The organism is Bacteroides sp. AM07-18, assembly GCF_003602695.1.
GTDB lineage: Bacteria > Bacteroidota > Bacteroidia > Bacteroidales > Bacteroidaceae > Bacteroides > Bacteroides uniformis.
This window is the reverse complement of sequence record NZ_QTLM01000007.1, coordinates 113,099-131,215: the sequence shown is the minus strand read 5'-3', so window position 1 is coordinate 131,215 and position 18,117 is coordinate 113,099. Positions and strand designations below refer to the sequence as shown.

Here is an 18,117-nt window from a genome sequence, read left to right as displayed (position 1 = left end):
TCCAAGTTTTAAAAAAACAGACTAACTATCATATCTATCAGTTTGATGCCGACAAACGGAGCAATGACGCCACCCACACCATAAATCAACAGATTGCGACGAAGTAGCGCACTGGCACCGATCGGCTTATACTGAACACCTTTCAAAGCCAACGGAATCAAGATAGGAATGATGATAGCGTTGAATATGACAGCCGAGAGAATGGCCGTTTCAGGGCTATGCAGTCCCATAATGTTCAGAGGAGCCAACTGAGGGATGGCTACCATAAACAAAGCAGGGATAATAGCAAAGTACTTGGCAACGTCGTTCGCAATGGAGAAGGTAGTCAACGTACCGCGTGTCATTAACAACTGTTTGCCAATCTCCACAATTTCAATCAGCTTCGTCGGATCGTTGTCAAGGTCCACCATGTTACCAGCTTCTTTGGCTGCCTGCGTACCGCTGTTCATTGCCACACCCACATTAGCTTGTGCAAGGGCGGGAGCGTCGTTTGTACCGTCACCCATCATAGCCACCAGCTTACCGGCCTGCTGTTCTTTTTTGATATATTCCATCTTGTCTTCCGGCTTGGCTTCAGCAATGAAATCATCTACTCCAGCTTTCTCTGCAATATATTTGGCTGTCAAAGGGTTGTCACCGGTCACCATCACAGTTTTCACACCCATCCTGCGAAGACGCTCAAAACGTTCTTGAATGCCCGGTTTGATAATATCCTGCAACTCAATTACCCCAGTAACTTTCTGATTGACACATACCACCAGCGGAGTTCCACCGTTGCTGGTAATTACAGCAATCACCTCTTCAATCTCTTTCGGGAACTTGTTTCCGGCATTTTCCACAATCTTGCGAATAGCGTCGAATGCGCCTTTACGTATCTGAGTACCATCCTGCAAATCCACACCCGAACATTTTGTTTCGGCTGTAAACTTAATCATATGAGCACCGGTAGTATTCAAATCACGCATACGACGACCGTTTTCACGTCCCAGTTCAATGATAGACTTACCCTCCGGAGTCTCGTCAGAAAGTGAGGACAACAAGCAAGCCTCTACGAACAAATTCTCGTCAACACCCGAAGCCGAATGAAACTTGGTAGCTTTACGGTTACCGATTGTAATGGTGCCAGTCTTGTCTAGCAACAAGGTATCAATGTCACCGGCTGTTTCTACCGCCTTACCGGATTTTGTAATTACATTAGCGCGCAAAGCACGGTCCATCCCAGCAATGCCGATGGCAGAAAGCAGTCCGCCGATAGTAGTCGGTATCAAGCAGACAAACAAAGAAATGATGGCTGCAATGGAGATATAAGTTCCCGGATGGTCGATATTCGTATAGTCGGCCATAGGAATCAACGTCACACATACAATGACGAATACCAAGGTGAAACCGGCCAGAAGAATAGTCAATGCTATCTCGTTCGGAGTCTTCTGGCGAGTAGCGCCTTCTACCAAAGCAATCATCTTGTCAAGAAAGCTCTCACCCGGTTGCTGCGTCACCAATACCTTGATTTTATCAGAAAGAACTTTTGTACCACCAGTTACGGAACTCTTGTCACCACCGGCCTCACGGATAACCGGAGCAGATTCACCGGTAATGGCACTTTCGTCAATGGAGGCCAAACCTTCCACAATCTCACCGTCGGCAGGAATCGTATCTCCTGCTTCACAAATAAAATAGTCACCTTTCTTCAAACGTGAACTGCTAACGGTATGGATTTTACCGTCAACCAACACTTTAGCAGGAGTCTCTTCACGGGTTTTACGCAAACTGTCAGCTTGGGCCTTACCACGAGCTTCAGCGATGGCTTCAGCAAAATTAGCAAACAGTAACGTCACAAACAAGATGATGAATACCAATAAATTATATCCGAATGCTCCATATTCCGAAGTACCCAATGAAAGGAAACAGACAATCAGCATGACAACCGTTACGACTTCCACCGTAAACATAATTGGATTCTTTATCATCACCCGTGGATTTAGCTTCACGAATGATTGCTTCAAACTTTCCATTACTTGCTCCTTCTGAAACAGAGAAGCTGATTTATTATCTTTCATACCTATGAAATTACTTTTTACAAACTACTATTACAAACTGAAATGTTCAGCAATCGTACTCAATGCATGTGCCGGGAAGAATGACAAGGCAGCCACAATAAAGATAACGGCAAAAGTCATCACACCGAAAGTTACTGTATCTGTCTTCAGCGTACCGGCACTCTCCGGAACATATTTCTTTCCGGCCAACAGACCAGCAATGGCTACCTGACCTACGATAGGCAGGAAACGTCCTAAAATCAGCGTCCAGCCGGTAGTATAGTTCCAGAAGTAAGTATTGTCGCCCAATCCTTCGAAGCCAGAACCATTATTGGCCGCAGCCGAAGTATATTCATAAAGCTGCTCACTCAGTCCGTGGAAACTGGGATTATTCAACCAGCCGCCTTCACCTGCCACAAATTCAGGATAATGAGCGAACAAAAGGCAAGAAAGTGCCACACCGCCCAAGATGATAAGCGGATGAAGCAGTGCCACAATGGTAGCAATCTTCATTTCACGCGCCTCTACCTTCTTACCGAGAAATTCCGGAGTACGTCCCACCATCAGTCCACTGATGAATACGGCGATAATGATGAATGTATAATAGTTCATGAAACCTACACCCACACCTCCAAACCACGTATTAATCTGCATGTTCAGCATTTCCATCATACCGGAAAGAGGCATCGTTGAATCATGCATACCATTCACAGAGCCATTGGAAGTAACTGTAGTCACAATACTCCAAAGAGCAGTAGCAGCAGACCCTAAACGGACTTCTTTACCTTCCATTGCTCCATTGTCTTGAGCAATTCCCATCTCATCAATGCGCGGATTACCTCCCATCTCCTGCGAAACATTGATGCAAACACCGACAAGAAAAGCAAAAAGCATTACGCTATAGATAGAGTAAGCCATCTTCTTACGTTTGATGTAAAAGCCGAGTGCAATCACCATAGACATTGGTATAATTAGGATAGACCAACATTCTGCAATATCTGTCAAGTAAGTAGGATTTTCCAACGGATGTGAAGAGTTACATCCAAAGTAACCGCCACCGTTCGTACCCAATTGCTTGATAGGAACAATCGCTGCCGTAGGACCTTGTGAAACCAACTGGGTTTGTCCTTCCATCGTCTGAACTTCCAGCTTACCATCAAATCCCATCGGAGTACCTTGTAGAATGAGGATGAAGCCCACAATCAACGAAAGCGGTAATAATACACGGGTACAGCTCAAAACCAAGAACTTCCAGAAGTTACCGATAGTCTTCGTCGATTTAGCAGCCATACCCTTCATGATACCTGCCATAGCTGCCATACCGGTAGCGGCGGTAATGAATTGGAACAACATAATGACGAACAACTGTGTAAAATATGTCAGTCCGCTTTCACCGGAATAATGCTGCAAATTACAGTTCACCATAAAACTGATACATGTATTGAATGCCAGATCCGGTGTCTGGTTAGCGTTTCCATCCGGATTTAACGGCAACCACTGCTGTGTACAGAGTAGCACCATGCCCCATACAAACCAAAAGGCATTCAGAATCAGCAGGGCTTTCAAGAACTGTTTCCAGTTCATCTCTTCCTCCGGATTGACTCCGGCCACTTTATAAATCAATCTCTCGACCGGCTTCATGAAATCCGACCATGTCTTTTCGCCTTTGTAAACCTTGGCAATATACTTTCCCAGAGGATAGGATATCACAATCAGCAGAACAATCTGCAAGGCTACACCTAAAATTTCAGTGTTCATTTCTCCACTCTCCATTCATTAAAACTTTTCGGGTCTTATCAGCACATAAGTCAGATACCCGAACATTACAATACCTAATACAAATAAAGCTGTGTACATAATTCTCTCTTTTAAATCTTCTCAAACCAATCTACGCATTTCCAGAAAAGCCAAAAGGCGAACAAACCGCTCAATAGGCAAAAAATAAATGATACTGTTATTCCCATGTTTTTACCTTTTAAAATGTTACTACATATTTTTGTCTGCCAGGAATGTGCCAAATATGTGCCAAAAAGAGCGCATATACCATACACCATTAATTATCAACAGAATACATACTAAACAAGTATAAAAAGAAACAGGTTGCACCCTTTCAAAATGAAAAGGTGCAACCTGTTTTGATATGTTTTAGCCCATAGGCACTTTCTGCTTCTAAGCCTGTTTCAAGAATAATCTTGCCACGGTCCTATATCGAAGGTACCTCAGTCGTATACTGAGCCCCCTATTATAGATCTGAGATCTTGTATTCCTCAATCTTCCGATACAACGTCGTCAAACCTATTTTCAATAACCGGGCTGCTTCTGTCTTATTCCCCTTTGTATACTCCAGTACACGGGCAATGTGCCGGCGTTCCATAGCTGAAAGTTCAAAACTGCCGGGACTTGAATCATTGGAGTGTTCATAATGGGCATTCTGAATATCAAACGGCAAATCAGCAATGTCCAGATATCCGCTCTCGCAAACAATCATACTGCGTTCTATCACGTTACGTAATTCACGAATATTTCCCTTCCACGGTTGGGAGTCCAATGCTTCAAGAAATGCGGGAGCTATTTCAACCACCGGACGCGCCAGCTGTTCCGCAAAACTCTTTATAAAAGCCTTCGCCAACAGCCGGATATCACCTGCACGTTCGCGCAATGGCGGCAGATGTATCTGAAATACGCTTAATCTATAAAACAAATCCTCGCGGAAACGTCCGGCAACAATCTCCTGAGACAAGTTGCGGTTCGTAGCGGCAATGATGCGGACATTGACACGGGTAGGTTTCGTATCACCTATCTTAATATACTCACCGGTTTCAAGAATACGCAGCAACTTGGCTTGCAGTTCAAACGCCATCTCACCGATTTCATCCAAAAAAATAGTCCCATTATTCGCTTCCTCGAACAGTCCCTTCTTATCCTTCAATGCGCCGGTAAACGAACCGGCTTTATGACCGAACATTTCACTTTCCAGCAACTCCTTGCTGAACGAAGAACAGTTAACCGCTACAAAATTCTGCCGTGCACGCTTACTACTGTAGTGGATGGCCTGGGCAAATACCTCCTTACCCGTGCCCGTTTCTCCAGTCAACAGTACAGGAACATCAGTCCCTGACACCTTCTGAGCTAATGAAACAGCATCCTTCAGGACTTTGGATTCTCCCAGGATAGAATCAAAAGAGTACGTCTGTCCCACCTTCTTCTCCAGTTTTTCCAACCGCACATTCATACGCGCTTTCTCTACAGCACGGCTTATCAGAGGAATAATCTTGTTATTATCGTCTCCCTTGGTGATGTAGTCGAAAGCACCGTTCTTGATGGCCTGCACCCCATCGGGAATATTGCCGTGCGCTGTCAGCAGAATAACTTCCACATTGGGTGCCGCCTTCTTGATAGCCAACACCAGGTCTACCCCATTTCCATCGGGCAGAAACACATCACACAAAACTACATCGGGATTTTGGAGTTCCAGTTGCTTCAGGGCAGCCCTGCAATCACCAGCCTGACAGACGTCATATCCCTCCAACTCCATCATCCGTGTCAGAAGGGTACGGATTTGTACCTCATCATCAATGATTAGAATCTTACTCATATCTATTCGATAAGTTTTTAAACTGATAACGGTAAAAAACAGGGTGTGCAAATATAGGCTTTTCCCAAATACCAACGGCATATCTTTTGAACTTTTATAGGTGAAGGGGCAAGAGCCTGCCACCAACCGGGATATGAATATCCCACCACAGCAATGCCACAGCGGCATTATGCAGGCCTAGTCCCAGTGAAAGCCCCTCATGCCTCCCCCTTCCATTTTGGAAAGAGGCCACCTGAAATGAAAAGCCGGAAGGAAGAACATCCGGATGAATGCAATTATGAAACTGTTAAAAAAGAAACAAGAAATGAAAGTTTGTAAATTCGGCGGAACTTCCGTCGGCACCGTAGAGAGAATGAAACATGTAGCAACACTCATTAAAGATGCAACACCCAAGATTGTGGTACTGTCTGCCACTGCAGGCACCACCAACCATCTGGAGGAGATTGCCGCCAACTTGTTCAACCGTGAAATAGAACAAGCTCACGACCGTATCACCCGGCTGGAATTCCAATTCATCGAATTTGCCAATGGGTTGCTGACCGACGAGAAACTGAAACGGGAAGCAATAGATTATATCCTCGACCGCTTCCAGCAACTTTGGAAATTTACCAAAGATTCCTTCACCTCTGTCGAAGAGAAGGAAGTGCTGGCACAAGGCGAACTTATCAGTACCGCCCTAATGCACTTCTACCTGCGCGAGCTGAAAGTTCCCAATGTACTGCTTTGTGCATTCGACTTCATGCGTATCGGCCCCGACAACGAACCCGACTTGGAATATATAGAACAGAAACTCCGAGAACAGCTTGCCTGCCATCCCGGCATCAATCTCTTCATCACTCAGGGTTTCATCTGCAAGAATGCCTATAACGAAACAGATAACCTGAAACGCGGCGGCAGTGATTACACTGCTTCCCTCATTGGCACCGCCCTCCAAGCAGACGAGATACAAATATGGACGGACATAGATGGCATGCACAACAATGATCCGCGCGAGGTGTCAGGTACCCGCCCCGTGAAACGCCTCAGCTTCAACGAAGCCGAACAACTGGCCTTCTATGGTGCCAAGATACTGCATCCCTTCTGTATCGCCCCGGCACGCCTAAGGAATATTCCCGTCCGGTTGCTTAACTCTATGGAACCGTCGGCAGAAGGCACGCTAATTTCCAACCTGCAGGACGACAATATCATCAAGGCCATAGCCGCCAAGGACCACATCATATACATAAAGTTCGAATCGAACCATAATCTGTGTCCCTATCTGTTCATCAGCAAGATTTTCGACATTTTTGCCAAGTACCGTACCCCCCTCTGCCTGCTGGTATCTTCCAATCTGGACGTATCTGTGGCTATAGACGACTGCACTCGTTTATCGAACATCATCTCCGAACTACGCCAATATGCCCATGTATTGGTAGAAGACCGCATGACCATCGTCTCCGTGGTGGGCAACATGCAATGGGAATATGCCGGATTTGAGGCAAAGATTATGGAGGCGCTAAAGGACATCCCCCTACGGATGATTTCATATGGCAGCAGCAATAATGATGTGGCATTCGTCATTAAGAATACAGACAAAAAAAGGGCTTTACAAGCCCTAAATGATAAGTTATTCCAACCGGAATATGCAGAACGGAACTAAAAGAAATGGTTCCGTATCTCCTTCGCGATGTAACGGCCCATCAGCTCCTGCCCCGGTTTGTCGGGATGCAACCCGTCGCGCAGATAGCGCCCGCTACCGGAAGGCTGCTCAAACTTTTCGGTGATACCACAATTGGAGTAACAGTCTATCAGCTGCACGGAAAGCGCCCGGCACAACTCACGCAAGATGGCAATCTTCTGCAGATTCAGTGCATTGTGTTCGGGGTTGCCGGTCTGAATCGGCGTGCACACGAATACGCGGCATTGGGGATAATGCTCCAGAATGGTCTGAATGGACCAACGGGCACCGCCCGCCATGGTGTTGACATCTACTTCATCGAGCGTCTTCCCTTTAAGGGCCTCTTCGGCACTACCCAAGTTACGGTCATTCGTTCCCATAGAGAACACAAAGACATCGGGCGCAGGGTAAGCGCCACTTTCCACTTCGGCTATGAACTTCTGGATATGCACCTTTGACACGTTGTTGTGCCGCATCTGTAACTCATGCTTATCCTCCGTAACCTGCCAACCGCCGGAGATGCCGGCAAAAGCTTCGCTGCCATAATCCTGAGTATCGGGATGGCATGCCCATGTGGCAGAACCGACCGCCACGTTGTGATGTGTAGCGAATCCGAGTTTATCCACTACAGTCTTAGACCATTGTTCGCCTGCGGTAATGCTGTTTCCATCGCACCCGAAGTTCAGCTTGCTGAAGTCCGGATAAAGAGATTGCGCATGCAGCGCAATCCCCATCCAGACAAGAATCCCCAAAACCATCAATCTATTCATCTTCTTATGATAGAAAACCTATGAAAAACGTTCAATAATTTCCATGCACATACGTCCGTTGTGATACGGACATTTCCAGAATCCCGCCTTGTCATCATCGGTGTTCACCGTGCCGTCGGCACGCACGCTCCAATGCCATTCTCCGTACTTGTAGTCTACCAGATGCTGCTTGATGAAGTCCCAACATCGGAGAGCCTTCTGCATGGCCACTTCGTCATCAAAGTGCTGGTAGAGGTTGGCATGTCCCACTACGTTCTCGGCCTGCACCCACCAGTGGCGGTCAGTATCGGTCTTTCCTTTATCCAGAAAAGTCTCGTATATCATGCTGCCGTCGGGCGTCAATCCTTCATCGGCAGCGGCAGCGATGTATTCTACAAGTGGTTCCACTTTCTCCAGGAGGTCCTTATCGCCCAGAACAAGGGCAGCCTCGTGTATCAACCAGGAGGCTTCGATGTCGTGCCCATAGGAGACAATGCGGTATTTACTAACCCAATCATCATTGAAGAACAATTCCAGATGACCGGTCTTGATATTCAGAATCCGTTCCGTGAAAAGGCCTATCAAATTGCGCAGTTGCCTCTCCAGACGGGTATCCTTCCACACGCGGAAAAGATTGGTATAAGGTTCCAGAATATGCAGATGGGTATTCATCGTCTTGCGCTCGTTCTCATCCTTGGCGCTGAGGCGCATGTCGGCTATTTCTCCCCATTCGCGGGTCAAGGCTTCGCAATAACCGTTTTTCACGGGGTCGAAGCTATGCTCTTCGATGGTCTCGAACAAGCGGATGGCATATGCCAGCGCTTCATCATCGCCCGTGGCACGAGCATATTCACTCAGCCCGTAGATGGCGAACCCCAAAGCATAAATCTGCTTCTTGGTATCGAGCGGATTGCCTTTATAGTCGAGAGACCAGTAAACTCCACCAAATTCATTGTCATAGAAACGGTCGATAAGAGTACGTTTGGCACGCGTAGCCGTTTCCAGATACTCCGGCCTCTTCAGCAAGCGGTATGCAGCCGAGAAGGTCCACAAGATGCGGGCGTTCAGGATTGCCCCCTTTTCTGCTTCGGGCTTCACCTCCTCCCGGCCCGTGATACGGCCGTAGAAACCGCCGTTCACTTCATCCGTCATTCTATTTATCCAGAAGGGGAGGATATTGGAAACCAGCTCCTCCTCCATCTCCTGTTTCATCTTCTTGATATCCACAAGTTTTTGAGTTATGAGTTATAAGTTATGAGTTATTCTGCTAAAGGTTCTCACGGCGCTCTTTCAGGTCTGCATTGATGGCTGCCATACGCGTCTTATTCAATGGATAGATGAATACGACAACGATGGAAAGTGCGGCTATCGCAGCAGGAATAAAGCTCATCAGATACTTCAAGCCATCCAGCGCCTCGGGAGTCTGCACGGCATTCTCTGCGGTATTGTAACCGAAGAATGCCAACAGTGCCATTACTGCCCAGCCTGCAAATGCACCGCCAAACTTCTGCGCCATAGAACCGGAAGAGAATATCAGCCCCGTAGAGGATGTGCCATCCTTTTGCTCGGCATAGTCCGCCACATCCGCATACATGCTCCAAATCAACGGAGATACGATACCGGTGCAGATGGAGATAAGCACCTGGAAAATCATCATCAGCCACCATCCCAGCCCGTCATTCGGCACAAAGAAGAAGAGCACGCTGAGCACTACCAGGCACACGAGCGAAATGATATAAGTGGACTTCTTTCCAAACTTCATGGACAGAGGCACAGCCAGCGCCACACCAATCATATTACACACTTCACCCACCATCAGGAACAAGCCGGCATACAATACCAGATTGAACACCCCGAAATCGAGGAATGCATTGGCACTGATATAGTCCTTGAAGAAGTAGGCGGCAGTAGCTCCGCGTACCGTATTGAAGAAATTCGACAACAACGCCGCACCATTCAATATCCACCAAGGCGAATTGCGCACCAGTGACTTCACATCCTTACCGATGGATTCGGACGCCACACTCTTGACATGCTCGCGCGTCATGCTAAAGCAAAACAGAAAACCCAAAAAGCAGAGCGTGGCAATGCATACCATGGCATATTGCCAACTGGAAGCATTGCTATAGTCCATTGATTTAAACCAATTACACAATGGCTCCCATGCTCCCAAAGCGATAAAACTACCTCCGTATGCAAAAAACATACGGTAAGAAGAGAAAACCGTTTTTGTGTTCGAATCATCAGTCATTACTCCCAACATAGCCCCGTATGGTACATTGATTGCCGTATATACCGTCATCATCAAGATGTAAGTGACATAAGCCCATACCAGCTTACCCGTTGTCCCCATGTCGGGCGTTGTAAAAAGTAAAATCCCGGCAATGGCAAAAGGAGCTGCAATCCACAACAAATAAGGACGGTATTTACCCCAACGCGTATGAGTACGGTCTGCAATGACTCCCATCATCGGATCGGACACTGCATCCCAAATACGTGTCACCAGCATCAGCAATCCTGCATCAGCCAAGCTCAAGCCAAAAATATTCGAATAGAAGAACGGTAAGTAATAGGAGAATATTTTCCAGAACATAGAGGAAGACATATCCCCGAAACCATAACCGATTTTCTCTTTTAGTGTTGCCATAGTATGTTGTATTTTTATTATTTCATTATCTGCAAATTCTTGTCTATCAGCTTCTTCAACGTTTCTACCGAAGCTGATGAAGACAAGCCGTCAGCAGGCGTATTCATGCAATAGTCCACCAGCTTATCAATGGTAGAGGTAGCCACATGCATCCGCGTGTCGGAAGAAGCGTAGTAGATGAATACTGTTCCGTCTTCGTCGGCAATCCAGCCGTTGGTGAAAAGTACATTGCTTACGTCACCTATACGCTCCTCACCCTCGGGTACCATAAAGGCCCCACCGGGAGTGGCAATCAGTTTCGTCGGGTCTTCCAGGGAAGTCATGTACATATAGAGCACATAACGCAATCCGGCGGCACAACCGCGGACACCATGAGCCAGATGCAACCATCCTTTCGGAGTCTTGATGGGATGCGGACCTTCACCATTCTTCACCTCCTTGATGGTGTGATAGTAGCGCTGGTCGATAATCTTCTCTTCCTTCACCTCAGCATGGGTTATGTCGTCCACCAGCGCCCAGCCGATACCACCACCGCTGCCGGCATCAATAAAGCCATCCTGCGGACGGGTATAGAGGGCATATTTGCCATCTACAAACTCCGGGTGCAGCACTACGTTGCGTTGCTGGCTCTTGGTCTTCAGGTCGGGCAGGCGTTCCCAGTTCTTTAAATCCTTGGTGCGGGCAATGGCAGCTGTAGCCGTAGCCGAGGACAAATCACCGGCAGGCGCATTGTCGTCGTGGCGTTCGGCGCAGAAGATACCGTAAATCCAGCCGTCCTCATGAGCCGTGAGGCGCATGTCGTATACATTCGTTGCCGGAATCGCGTCTTCGGGCATGGTGATGGGATAATCCCAGAACCGGAAATTATCAATGCCGTTGGGACTCTCGGCTACGGCAAAGAACGACTTACGGTCAGCGCCCTCTACACGTACCACCATCAGATACTTGCCATTCCACTTAATGGCCCCCGAATTCATGGTCGCATTCATACCGATACGTTCCATCAGGTACGGGTTGGACTTCTCATCCAAATCATACCGCCAGAATACAGGTGTATGAGCAGCCGTCACTACCGGATATTTATAGCGGGTGAATATGCCATTGCCGTCTTCCACGGCCACATTCTTTCTCGTAATCAACTCTTCGTGTCTCTGAAAGAGCCTCTCTACCTTTTCTTTAAAAGCTTCCATGTCTGTTATATTGATTGTTTGTTTATTGATACAGATTTACATCAGCTGCAAACAGCGTCTTGGGATTGTTATAAAACTCCACAAAATCCTCCGCAGATGTCTGTCCCGGATAGGGGGCATAGTAATGGGTCACCTTTTCACGGGCATTGCGCCACACCAGCACATAGGCAAGCGGATATTTCTCCAACGCAGGCAGCAGAGTACCAGTCCACCATTTGGCATCGGGAATTCCTTCGTAACCGGTTTCGGTCACAGCAATCACCTTATTGTGTGCTTTCCCTACACTGTCGATAATGGAAAGTGCCCTATCCATCCCGGCAAGATAGGCATCCCGATCGAACTGATAGGTATCGAAACCGATAACGTCTATCAACTCATCGCCCGGATACTTCTTCAAATATTCCGTCGTGTCCTTGGGTTCCGTGCCCGGAGAGTAAGCATAAAGTGCATTGTCCACTCCTTTGGCCTGCAGAGTATCCACTGTCATGTGCCACAATGCCTTATACTCCTCAGGGGTACACAGCTTCTCACCCCACCAGAACCAGCTGCCGCTGTGTTCGTGCCAGGGACGGAAAAGTACGGGTATCTTCACGCCGTCTGCCGTCTTCAGCGAATGAAGGAAATCGGCCACTCCTCCCAACCAGCCGGCAAATTTCTGGTGATTCTCGCCACCGGGCAGGATGGACTTCACCACCGTCGTATCCGATACATCCCAGGCATCACCGCCCGTCTTGGGATTGCGCGCATGCCAACTGAGCGAAACCATGCCGCCCCGCTGATACTGATTGATTATCTCTTTCCTGATTTTATCGAAGGGAACCTTATCCAGATTGGCGGCATTCCCAAGTTCCAGCTCTCCCAAATCAAAGCTGATGACAGCCGGATAGTCGCCACACACGCTTTTCACATCCGAACGGCCTTCCTCACCTTCCCAGCCGATACCATATACCGTATCGTCATGATGGCCGAGCATGATACCTTTGGAAGGGATTTTTTTCAAGTTAGCCAGTAAGTTCTCCTTTTCCTGCGTACGCGCAGCAGCCGTCTCTTCATTCACACTCTGTTCTTTCTTGGAAGAACCGCAGGCGGTCAACAGACTTGCCGCCAGAATCATCATAGCAAATTTTACTTTTCTCATATCCATGTTTTTCAATCTGGTATTGTTATTGGTAACACTAATTCCTGGCACAAAGATAGCGGATTGCACCAAGAGAAAATGATACAATTTTATCCCTTTACTATATTAAAAAGCAGAATATAAAAAACGTATCATCTAACTTTCACCGGAACGCGCTTCCGCGAGACAATTCCCCGTTCCACTTTCCGGCGTTCCAGCTTCACCGGTTCGCTTGTAAAATCGGGAACATTGTACGAGTAGACCAGACGGTCGTAATACTCCCAAGGATTTTCCTGAGGAAGCAGGAAAGGCTTGCCCACCACCCCATTCTCATCCATACTTGCCAGATACAGACGGGTATAAAGCCCATCTCCCCTGCGGCTACTGAACACAAACCATCGGGAGTTACTGCTCCAGTTATGGAAACTTTCCGTATCATCGCTGTTCACCTCCTTTATGGGACGCATATCGCCATCCTTCAAATCCAACAGCCATAAATCGGCTTCTTTATGCCAAATTGAGAAATTCCCGTAATCCGACAAAGTAAACATGATATACTCGCCATCGTACGAGGGCCTCGGGAAGGAGATGCTTTTCTTCATAGCTGCCGCATTGACCAGCGTATCTATCTTTTCGCCAAATGTCCCGTCTTCCGGATTGAAATCTATACTACACAAGCTATAACGTATTTCCTTATATTCCGCCGGTATCGGCTTGGCCTCCGCAGTACAGAAATACAGTTTGCGTCCGTCCGGTGAAAATACTGGAAAGGTTTCGAAGACTTCCTTCTTCTGAAGCAAGGGAGAGAGCAGTAATTCATGTGTCTCGGGATGATAGACCAGTACATCCGATTCCAAGTCGAGCACTTCCACACGCTCATCCTTCACCGCATGGAAAGACTGGCGCGTATTGTTGACAGAATAGGCAATATATTTGCCGTTTGGATGCCAATAAGGGTACACCCCCGCAGAGAGAGTGGAATCCGTTTTCGTATCCAGCATTTCGCGCTTCCCGTCTATCTGCATCAAGGTCCCTCCGTTCTTTCCACGGATATGCAGGCTCAGATGGTCCGGATTTGTTTTGTTGAAAGCATGACAATTCAGGCACATGCCCGGCACCATGGTATTCTCCAGCAAGGGACGCTCCTCGAACGAAGCAAGGTCACGCTCATAAATGCCCATCTTGCTATAAACTTCATATCCGGGAGCCAGCTTGCGGTATACCACCCCATAATCTATAGGATACGGACTGACATACATGGGAAAAGAGCGGTACTGTTTCCACTCGCCGTCTTTCCGAATACATACCGTAAACAGAAGACTATCACCCTTGTTCTCCTCCAAAAGTTCTTGCCATGCATCTTGCGGAAATGATACTATTTTATCATTTACATGCATCTCTCCGGACTTTCCTCCGGTCACGGTCACATCCACACGTTCGTACGCTCCGCCAATACAATTGAAATTCATGGGAGCAATGGTTGCAGGAATAGTCACACCGATATAGTCGGGATAGATATCCGGCCATTCATCCACCCTTTCCGGGGAAGTCACCGGATTGCTGCAAGCGGCAAACCACCATGCAGCCATTATGCAAACAGCTATATTCTTCATCTTTTTCATTTTACTTTCTTAGTAGCAAATAGTTCCAGTATGTACTGCCGAAACGCGCCTCCAACATCTGCCGGGCATTCTGCTGCGAGGTATATATCCGCGCAAATTCCGTTACCTCCCGCACCACTTGGGGCGAAATGCTCCACGGCATACCCTGAAAGTTCTTGTGCGTCTGTGTCCATACATATACCAACGCCTCCTGATAGCTACGGGGAATATGGTCGTAACCGGCATGCTTGCCCAGCGGATAGTACTTCATGAAACGTTCCAAATCACGTTGCTGCAGGACATAGGCCAGCATATACTCAAATGCCATCCGGTTCCGGTGGTCATGTTGATACAGCAACCCCAGCATGATATCCATCTCCCGGTCGCTGAACAAGAAATCCTCCGTATACCGTATTTGCCTCAGCCAGCCCCACTCTTTATGGGTATTGATTTTTTCTTCATTATACAGATAAGTCATAGCCTCCTCCGCCCAATCCTTATAGAAAAGAGTCTTTCTCAGTGCCCGCAGGTATTTGGCGGCCACCTCATACTGCCCGTTAATCAAATTGGTTTCGGCCAGCCGTTTGAAGCAACGACCGCTTTTATTGAAGTTGGGAATCGACTCCATCGCTTCGAAAGTGAAACGCTGTGCCGTATTTATCATTCCCAGATGATAATATGCCTCGCTGGTGGGCAACGGGGAAGTAAAATCACGCCGGAATTCCGGCAACAGTCCTTCCGTTCCATTCTGATAAAACTCGAACATGCGGTCACCCATCTGTCCGGTCTTTCCCAAAGCGAGGTTCAGGCAAGTCACGCCGAAGGGTGAATCCGGTGACTTCTTTTCCGCTTTTCCTATAATCTCCTGCCACTGCTTATTACGTACCAGCCGGTCATACTCCATCGCCTCCTCCTTATCCATATCGCAGCCGGCCGCCACGTAGTAATAGCCGAACAATGTCACGGCCACTACCTGCAGAATCCCATAAAGTACCGGCTTCTTCTTCACTGCGGGCAAAACGGCCAGCAGGAAGGGAAGGACAACCAGTAATACGGCAAGCCCTATCTCTATCCAGGGAATCACCACCGGGAAGCGGTAATATCCAATCCCCGCCATCAGGCGGTAGACGGGATACTGCACCCACATGCTTGCCAGCAACGGACAGCCGACGCCCCATAATCCGACACTCCAGAGCACTCCTGCACCGCCCCAGAAATTCCTGCCTTCAAGGTTCAACCGGAACTCGCGTACAATCACCCAGCCCATAAAGATGAAATGCGTCGCGCCTGCCGCCCAATAAAGCAAAGGAAGAGCTGCCAGAACATAGACTGCACGTTCCCGCTTTCCTTTCAAATCCGTATACGAGCAAGACACGGCCAGTGCCAGCAACAAAGCCACCACCAATGAAAGCATCGCATTCTCATCCCCCATGAAGTGCCACAAAACGATAACGGGCAGAAAGCTCAACGGATAATACGTATCAACCGCTCCCTGCTCCTTTGCCAGCTTCCAAACCAGACGTTGCAGCAATACATACAAGAGAGCCAGAATACAAGCGCCTGCCCACGTATGATAATAGAACTGCGTCAGATATTCGGCTATATAATCAGCCAGTCCGCCCGGAACAGCCATCCGTTCCCCAAAGTAACCAGCATCGAACAAGAAAAGCTGGAACTGTTCCTGATAGGAAAGATGGGCCGGGTATACACTTCCCCAAAAGAAGAATACCGCTACACCGAAAAGCATCGTGAGTCCTATCTTCCAAGTCTTTTTCAGAAATATATCCATAGAATTATTTACTATTTTATGTGAATCGGCAGTTGAAACCGATTTTTTTTACCGGTTATGAATTGAATGTGACATACGGACTATCTTCATTCCCCTCCTCCTGGGAGGAGGGGAATGAAGATAGCACAGCTTTAGCATCTAATTTAGATAGCACAACTTTAGCATCCGTTTCTTTTTCCGGAAGTGTTATGAACCGATTTAAACTACTGATTCGCATATTTTACAATTTACTATTTGTTGCGTTGAATATTCTGTCATTTGAATTCCTCTGCCTTCAGTTGCCGGTTTATCCGCTTGATGGAAGAAGCATCAAAAGGAACGGGAGTGGCCGACAAATCGGGGATATTGTAGGATTTCAATGTCAAATCGTCTTTTTCCGGGTCCGACTGGGGCAGCACAAAAGGCTTGTGCGCCTTCCCGTCGACATCCAGATAGGCAAAATAAACCCGCCCGTACTGCCCGTCACCCCGCTTGCTGGCAAAGGCAAACCAACGGCTGCCCGACGACCAGCAGTGATAAGTGTCCGAACGGTCGGAGTTGACCATCGGCAGGGAGTCGATGGCACCCGTCCGCAAATCCATCAGCTGCAATTCCGTCTCCCGGTGCCAGATGGGAAATGTCCCATAATCAGCAACGGTATAGAGCAAGTAACGTCCGTCCGGCGAAGCCTTCGGATGGCACACGGAGCCTTTCTCCAGCCGGGCATTCCAAAGGGTATCCACGCGGTCGCCCCAGGTGCCGTGATCGGCATCGAACGCAATGCGGCAAAGCGAATAGCGTAATTGCCGTATGCTGTCCGGCAATGGAACGGTTGGAGCCGAGCAGTAATATATCCATTTCCCGTCGGCAGAGAAAGTGGGAAAAGTTTCCAGTACGGTGGAATCAGCCGTGAGCGGAGACACAATCATCCGGTTCCCGTCAAAATCGGCGACAGCCAAATCGGAAACAGTGTCATAAACTTCCAGACGGCGGTTGCCTGCCGTATGTAACATAGGAATAATCACATTGGACGAGAACACACCGTACCGCCCACCGGGATGAAAATCCCCGTAGACAGCAGCAGATACCATCTGTTCATTCTTCAATGCAAGTTTACGGAGCTTGCCGTCACGGTTCAAGACAGTCCCCCCTCCCTCACCCCGAAGATGGAACATCGAAAGGTCGCCACTACAGCCTCCATGCACATGGCAGTTCATGCATTTGCCGTCTGTCTGACTGTTATCTGCCAAAATGCGCTCCTCGAAATTCTCGATGCAACGTTCACGTATCTGCAAAGCATTCCATACCTCATAGCCGGGTTCTATCAGGCGGTAGCTGATGTAGGCATCAATCCGGTCGGCCACCACCTGCCACGTAAAGGAAGGATAACGCAACCAACGGTCATTGGTACGGGCCATCACAGTCACTTCCAAAACGTGTCCCTTCTCCGCTTCCAACAATGCACGCCAGGCTTTCAAGGGGAACACCGCCTTGTTCCCGCGCGCGTTTATCTGCAAGCTGTCCGATTTCCCCTTCACGCTGACCCATACTGCATCCACCCCCTCATTCCGCAAAAGAAAATTCAAAGGAGCCACATTGCAGGGAATAGTCACATCCTGATACTCAGGATAGAGCACCAACGGCTGCTCTGCGGACTGTACAGCTGCAGGACGGGGTGCACAAGCATACAGGCAACACAACAACCCGACCCCAAAAAGGATATACCTGACTTTTCTATCTTTCATATTTCCCGTTAT

13 protein-coding genes are annotated in these 18,117 nt (G+C 48.0%); 1 reads left to right on the top strand and 12 read right to left on the bottom strand.

Translation table 11 applies throughout. The features are described 5' to 3' along the window. Positions 1-8 precede the first annotated feature (8 nt). From kdpB to DW096_RS11205, 4 genes are all read right to left on the bottom strand, one after another. Positions 9-2,057 carry a potassium-transporting ATPase subunit KdpB gene (kdpB, locus tag DW096_RS11220; RefSeq protein WP_057256121.1) on the bottom strand — a complete coding sequence of 683 codons (2,049 nt, stop codon included), beginning with the start codon at positions 2,055-2,057 and terminating at the stop codon, positions 9-11. A gap of 30 nt (positions 2,058-2,087) precedes the next feature. Beyond that, positions 2,088-3,794 (bottom strand): potassium-transporting ATPase subunit KdpA, encoded by a 1,707-nt coding sequence (gene kdpA / locus DW096_RS11215; RefSeq protein WP_057256319.1) that lies wholly within the window; start codon positions 3,792-3,794, stop codon positions 2,088-2,090. A gap of 18 nt (positions 3,795-3,812) precedes the next feature. Then, positions 3,813-3,860 (bottom strand): potassium-transporting ATPase subunit F, encoded by a 48-nt coding sequence (locus DW096_RS19725; RefSeq protein WP_353795016.1) that lies wholly within the window; start codon positions 3,858-3,860, stop codon positions 3,813-3,815. Between the two features lie 418 nt (positions 3,861-4,278). Then, positions 4,279-5,631: a sigma-54 dependent transcriptional regulator gene (locus DW096_RS11205; protein ID WP_008662930.1), complete on the bottom strand. Its 1,353-nt coding sequence runs from the start codon at positions 5,629-5,631 to the stop codon at positions 4,279-4,281. 304 nt (positions 5,632-5,935) lie between these two features. Between DW096_RS11205 and DW096_RS11200 the strand changes: the two genes are divergently transcribed. Then, a complete protein-coding gene (locus DW096_RS11200) occupies positions 5,936-7,270 on the top strand; it encodes an aspartate kinase (RefSeq protein ID WP_008662927.1) in 1,335 nt (444 codons plus the stop codon). Here the strand turns inward: DW096_RS11200 and DW096_RS11195 are convergent. From DW096_RS11195 to DW096_RS11160, 8 genes are all read right to left on the bottom strand, one after another. Then, entirely contained in the window at positions 7,267-8,058 is a 792-nt protein-coding gene (locus tag DW096_RS11195; protein ID WP_005824695.1) for an SGNH/GDSL hydrolase family protein, read from the bottom strand. The two genes, DW096_RS11200 and DW096_RS11195, sit on opposite strands and share 4 nt — an antisense overlap. An 18-nt stretch (positions 8,059-8,076) precedes the next feature. Next, on the bottom strand, positions 8,077-9,264 hold the full coding sequence (locus tag DW096_RS11190; RefSeq protein WP_008662925.1) for an AGE family epimerase/isomerase: 1,188 nt from the start codon (positions 9,262-9,264) through the stop codon (positions 8,077-8,079). 40 nt (positions 9,265-9,304) lie between these two features. Beyond that, positions 9,305-10,684, bottom strand: coding sequence for an MFS transporter (locus tag DW096_RS11185; protein WP_005824990.1), 1,380 nt, complete (start codon positions 10,682-10,684; stop codon positions 9,305-9,307). Between the two features lie 17 nt (positions 10,685-10,701). Then, complete coding sequence (locus tag DW096_RS11180) at positions 10,702-11,874, bottom strand: glycosidase (protein ID WP_005824991.1); 1,173 nt, start codon at positions 11,872-11,874, stop codon at positions 10,702-10,704. A 22-nt stretch (positions 11,875-11,896) separates the two neighbouring features. Next, positions 11,897-13,012 carry a glycoside hydrolase family 26 protein gene (locus tag DW096_RS11175; RefSeq protein ID WP_118931024.1) on the bottom strand — a complete coding sequence of 372 codons (1,116 nt, stop codon included), beginning with the start codon at positions 13,010-13,012 and terminating at the stop codon, positions 11,897-11,899. A 131-nt stretch (positions 13,013-13,143) separates the two neighbouring features. Next, complete coding sequence (locus tag DW096_RS11170) at positions 13,144-14,604, bottom strand: hypothetical protein (RefSeq protein WP_369904475.1); 1,461 nt, start codon at positions 14,602-14,604, stop codon at positions 13,144-13,146. A gap of 10 nt (positions 14,605-14,614) precedes the next feature. Continuing rightward, positions 14,615-16,381 carry a DUF6057 family protein gene (locus DW096_RS11165; RefSeq protein WP_118931020.1) on the bottom strand — a complete coding sequence of 589 codons (1,767 nt, stop codon included), beginning with the start codon at positions 16,379-16,381 and terminating at the stop codon, positions 14,615-14,617. Between the two features lie 254 nt (positions 16,382-16,635). Further along, positions 16,636-18,105 (bottom strand): PD40 domain-containing protein, encoded by a 1,470-nt coding sequence (locus tag DW096_RS11160; RefSeq protein ID WP_120028752.1) that lies wholly within the window; start codon positions 18,103-18,105, stop codon positions 16,636-16,638. Positions 18,106-18,117: the final 12 nt, after the last annotated feature.

Bases quoted from the DNA above. Each gene is read 5' to 3' on its own strand.
- DW096_RS11180 (WP_005824991.1), bottom strand. From the start codon at position 11,874: ATGGAAGCTTTTAAAGAAAAGGTAGAGAGGCTCTTTCAGAGACACGAA.
- DW096_RS11165 (WP_118931020.1), bottom strand. From the start codon at position 16,381: ATGGATATATTTCTGAAAAAGACTTGGAAGATAGGACTCACGATGCTT.
- kdpA (WP_057256319.1), bottom strand. From the start codon at position 3,794: ATGAACACTGAAATTTTAGGTGTAGCCTTGCAGATTGTTCTGCTGATT.
- DW096_RS11170 (WP_369904475.1), bottom strand. From the start codon at position 14,604: ATGAAGAATATAGCTGTTTGCATAATGGCTGCATGGTGGTTTGCCGCT.
- DW096_RS11160 (WP_120028752.1), bottom strand. From the start codon at position 18,105: ATGAAAGATAGAAAAGTCAGGTATATCCTTTTTGGGGTCGGGTTGTTG.
- DW096_RS11185 (WP_005824990.1), bottom strand. From the start codon at position 10,684: ATGGCAACACTAAAAGAGAAAATCGGTTATGGTTTCGGGGATATGTCT.
- DW096_RS11175 (WP_118931024.1), bottom strand. From the start codon at position 13,012: ATGAGAAAAGTAAAATTTGCTATGATGATTCTGGCGGCAAGTCTGTTG.
- DW096_RS11195 (WP_005824695.1), bottom strand. From the start codon at position 8,058: ATGAATAGATTGATGGTTTTGGGGATTCTTGTCTGGATGGGGATTGCG.
- kdpB (WP_057256121.1), bottom strand. From the start codon at position 2,057: ATGAAAGATAATAAATCAGCTTCTCTGTTTCAGAAGGAGCAAGTAATG.
- DW096_RS11205 (WP_008662930.1), bottom strand. From the start codon at position 5,631: ATGAGTAAGATTCTAATCATTGATGATGAGGTACAAATCCGTACCCTT.
- DW096_RS11200 (WP_008662927.1), top strand. From the start codon at position 5,936: ATGAAAGTTTGTAAATTCGGCGGAACTTCCGTCGGCACCGTAGAGAGA.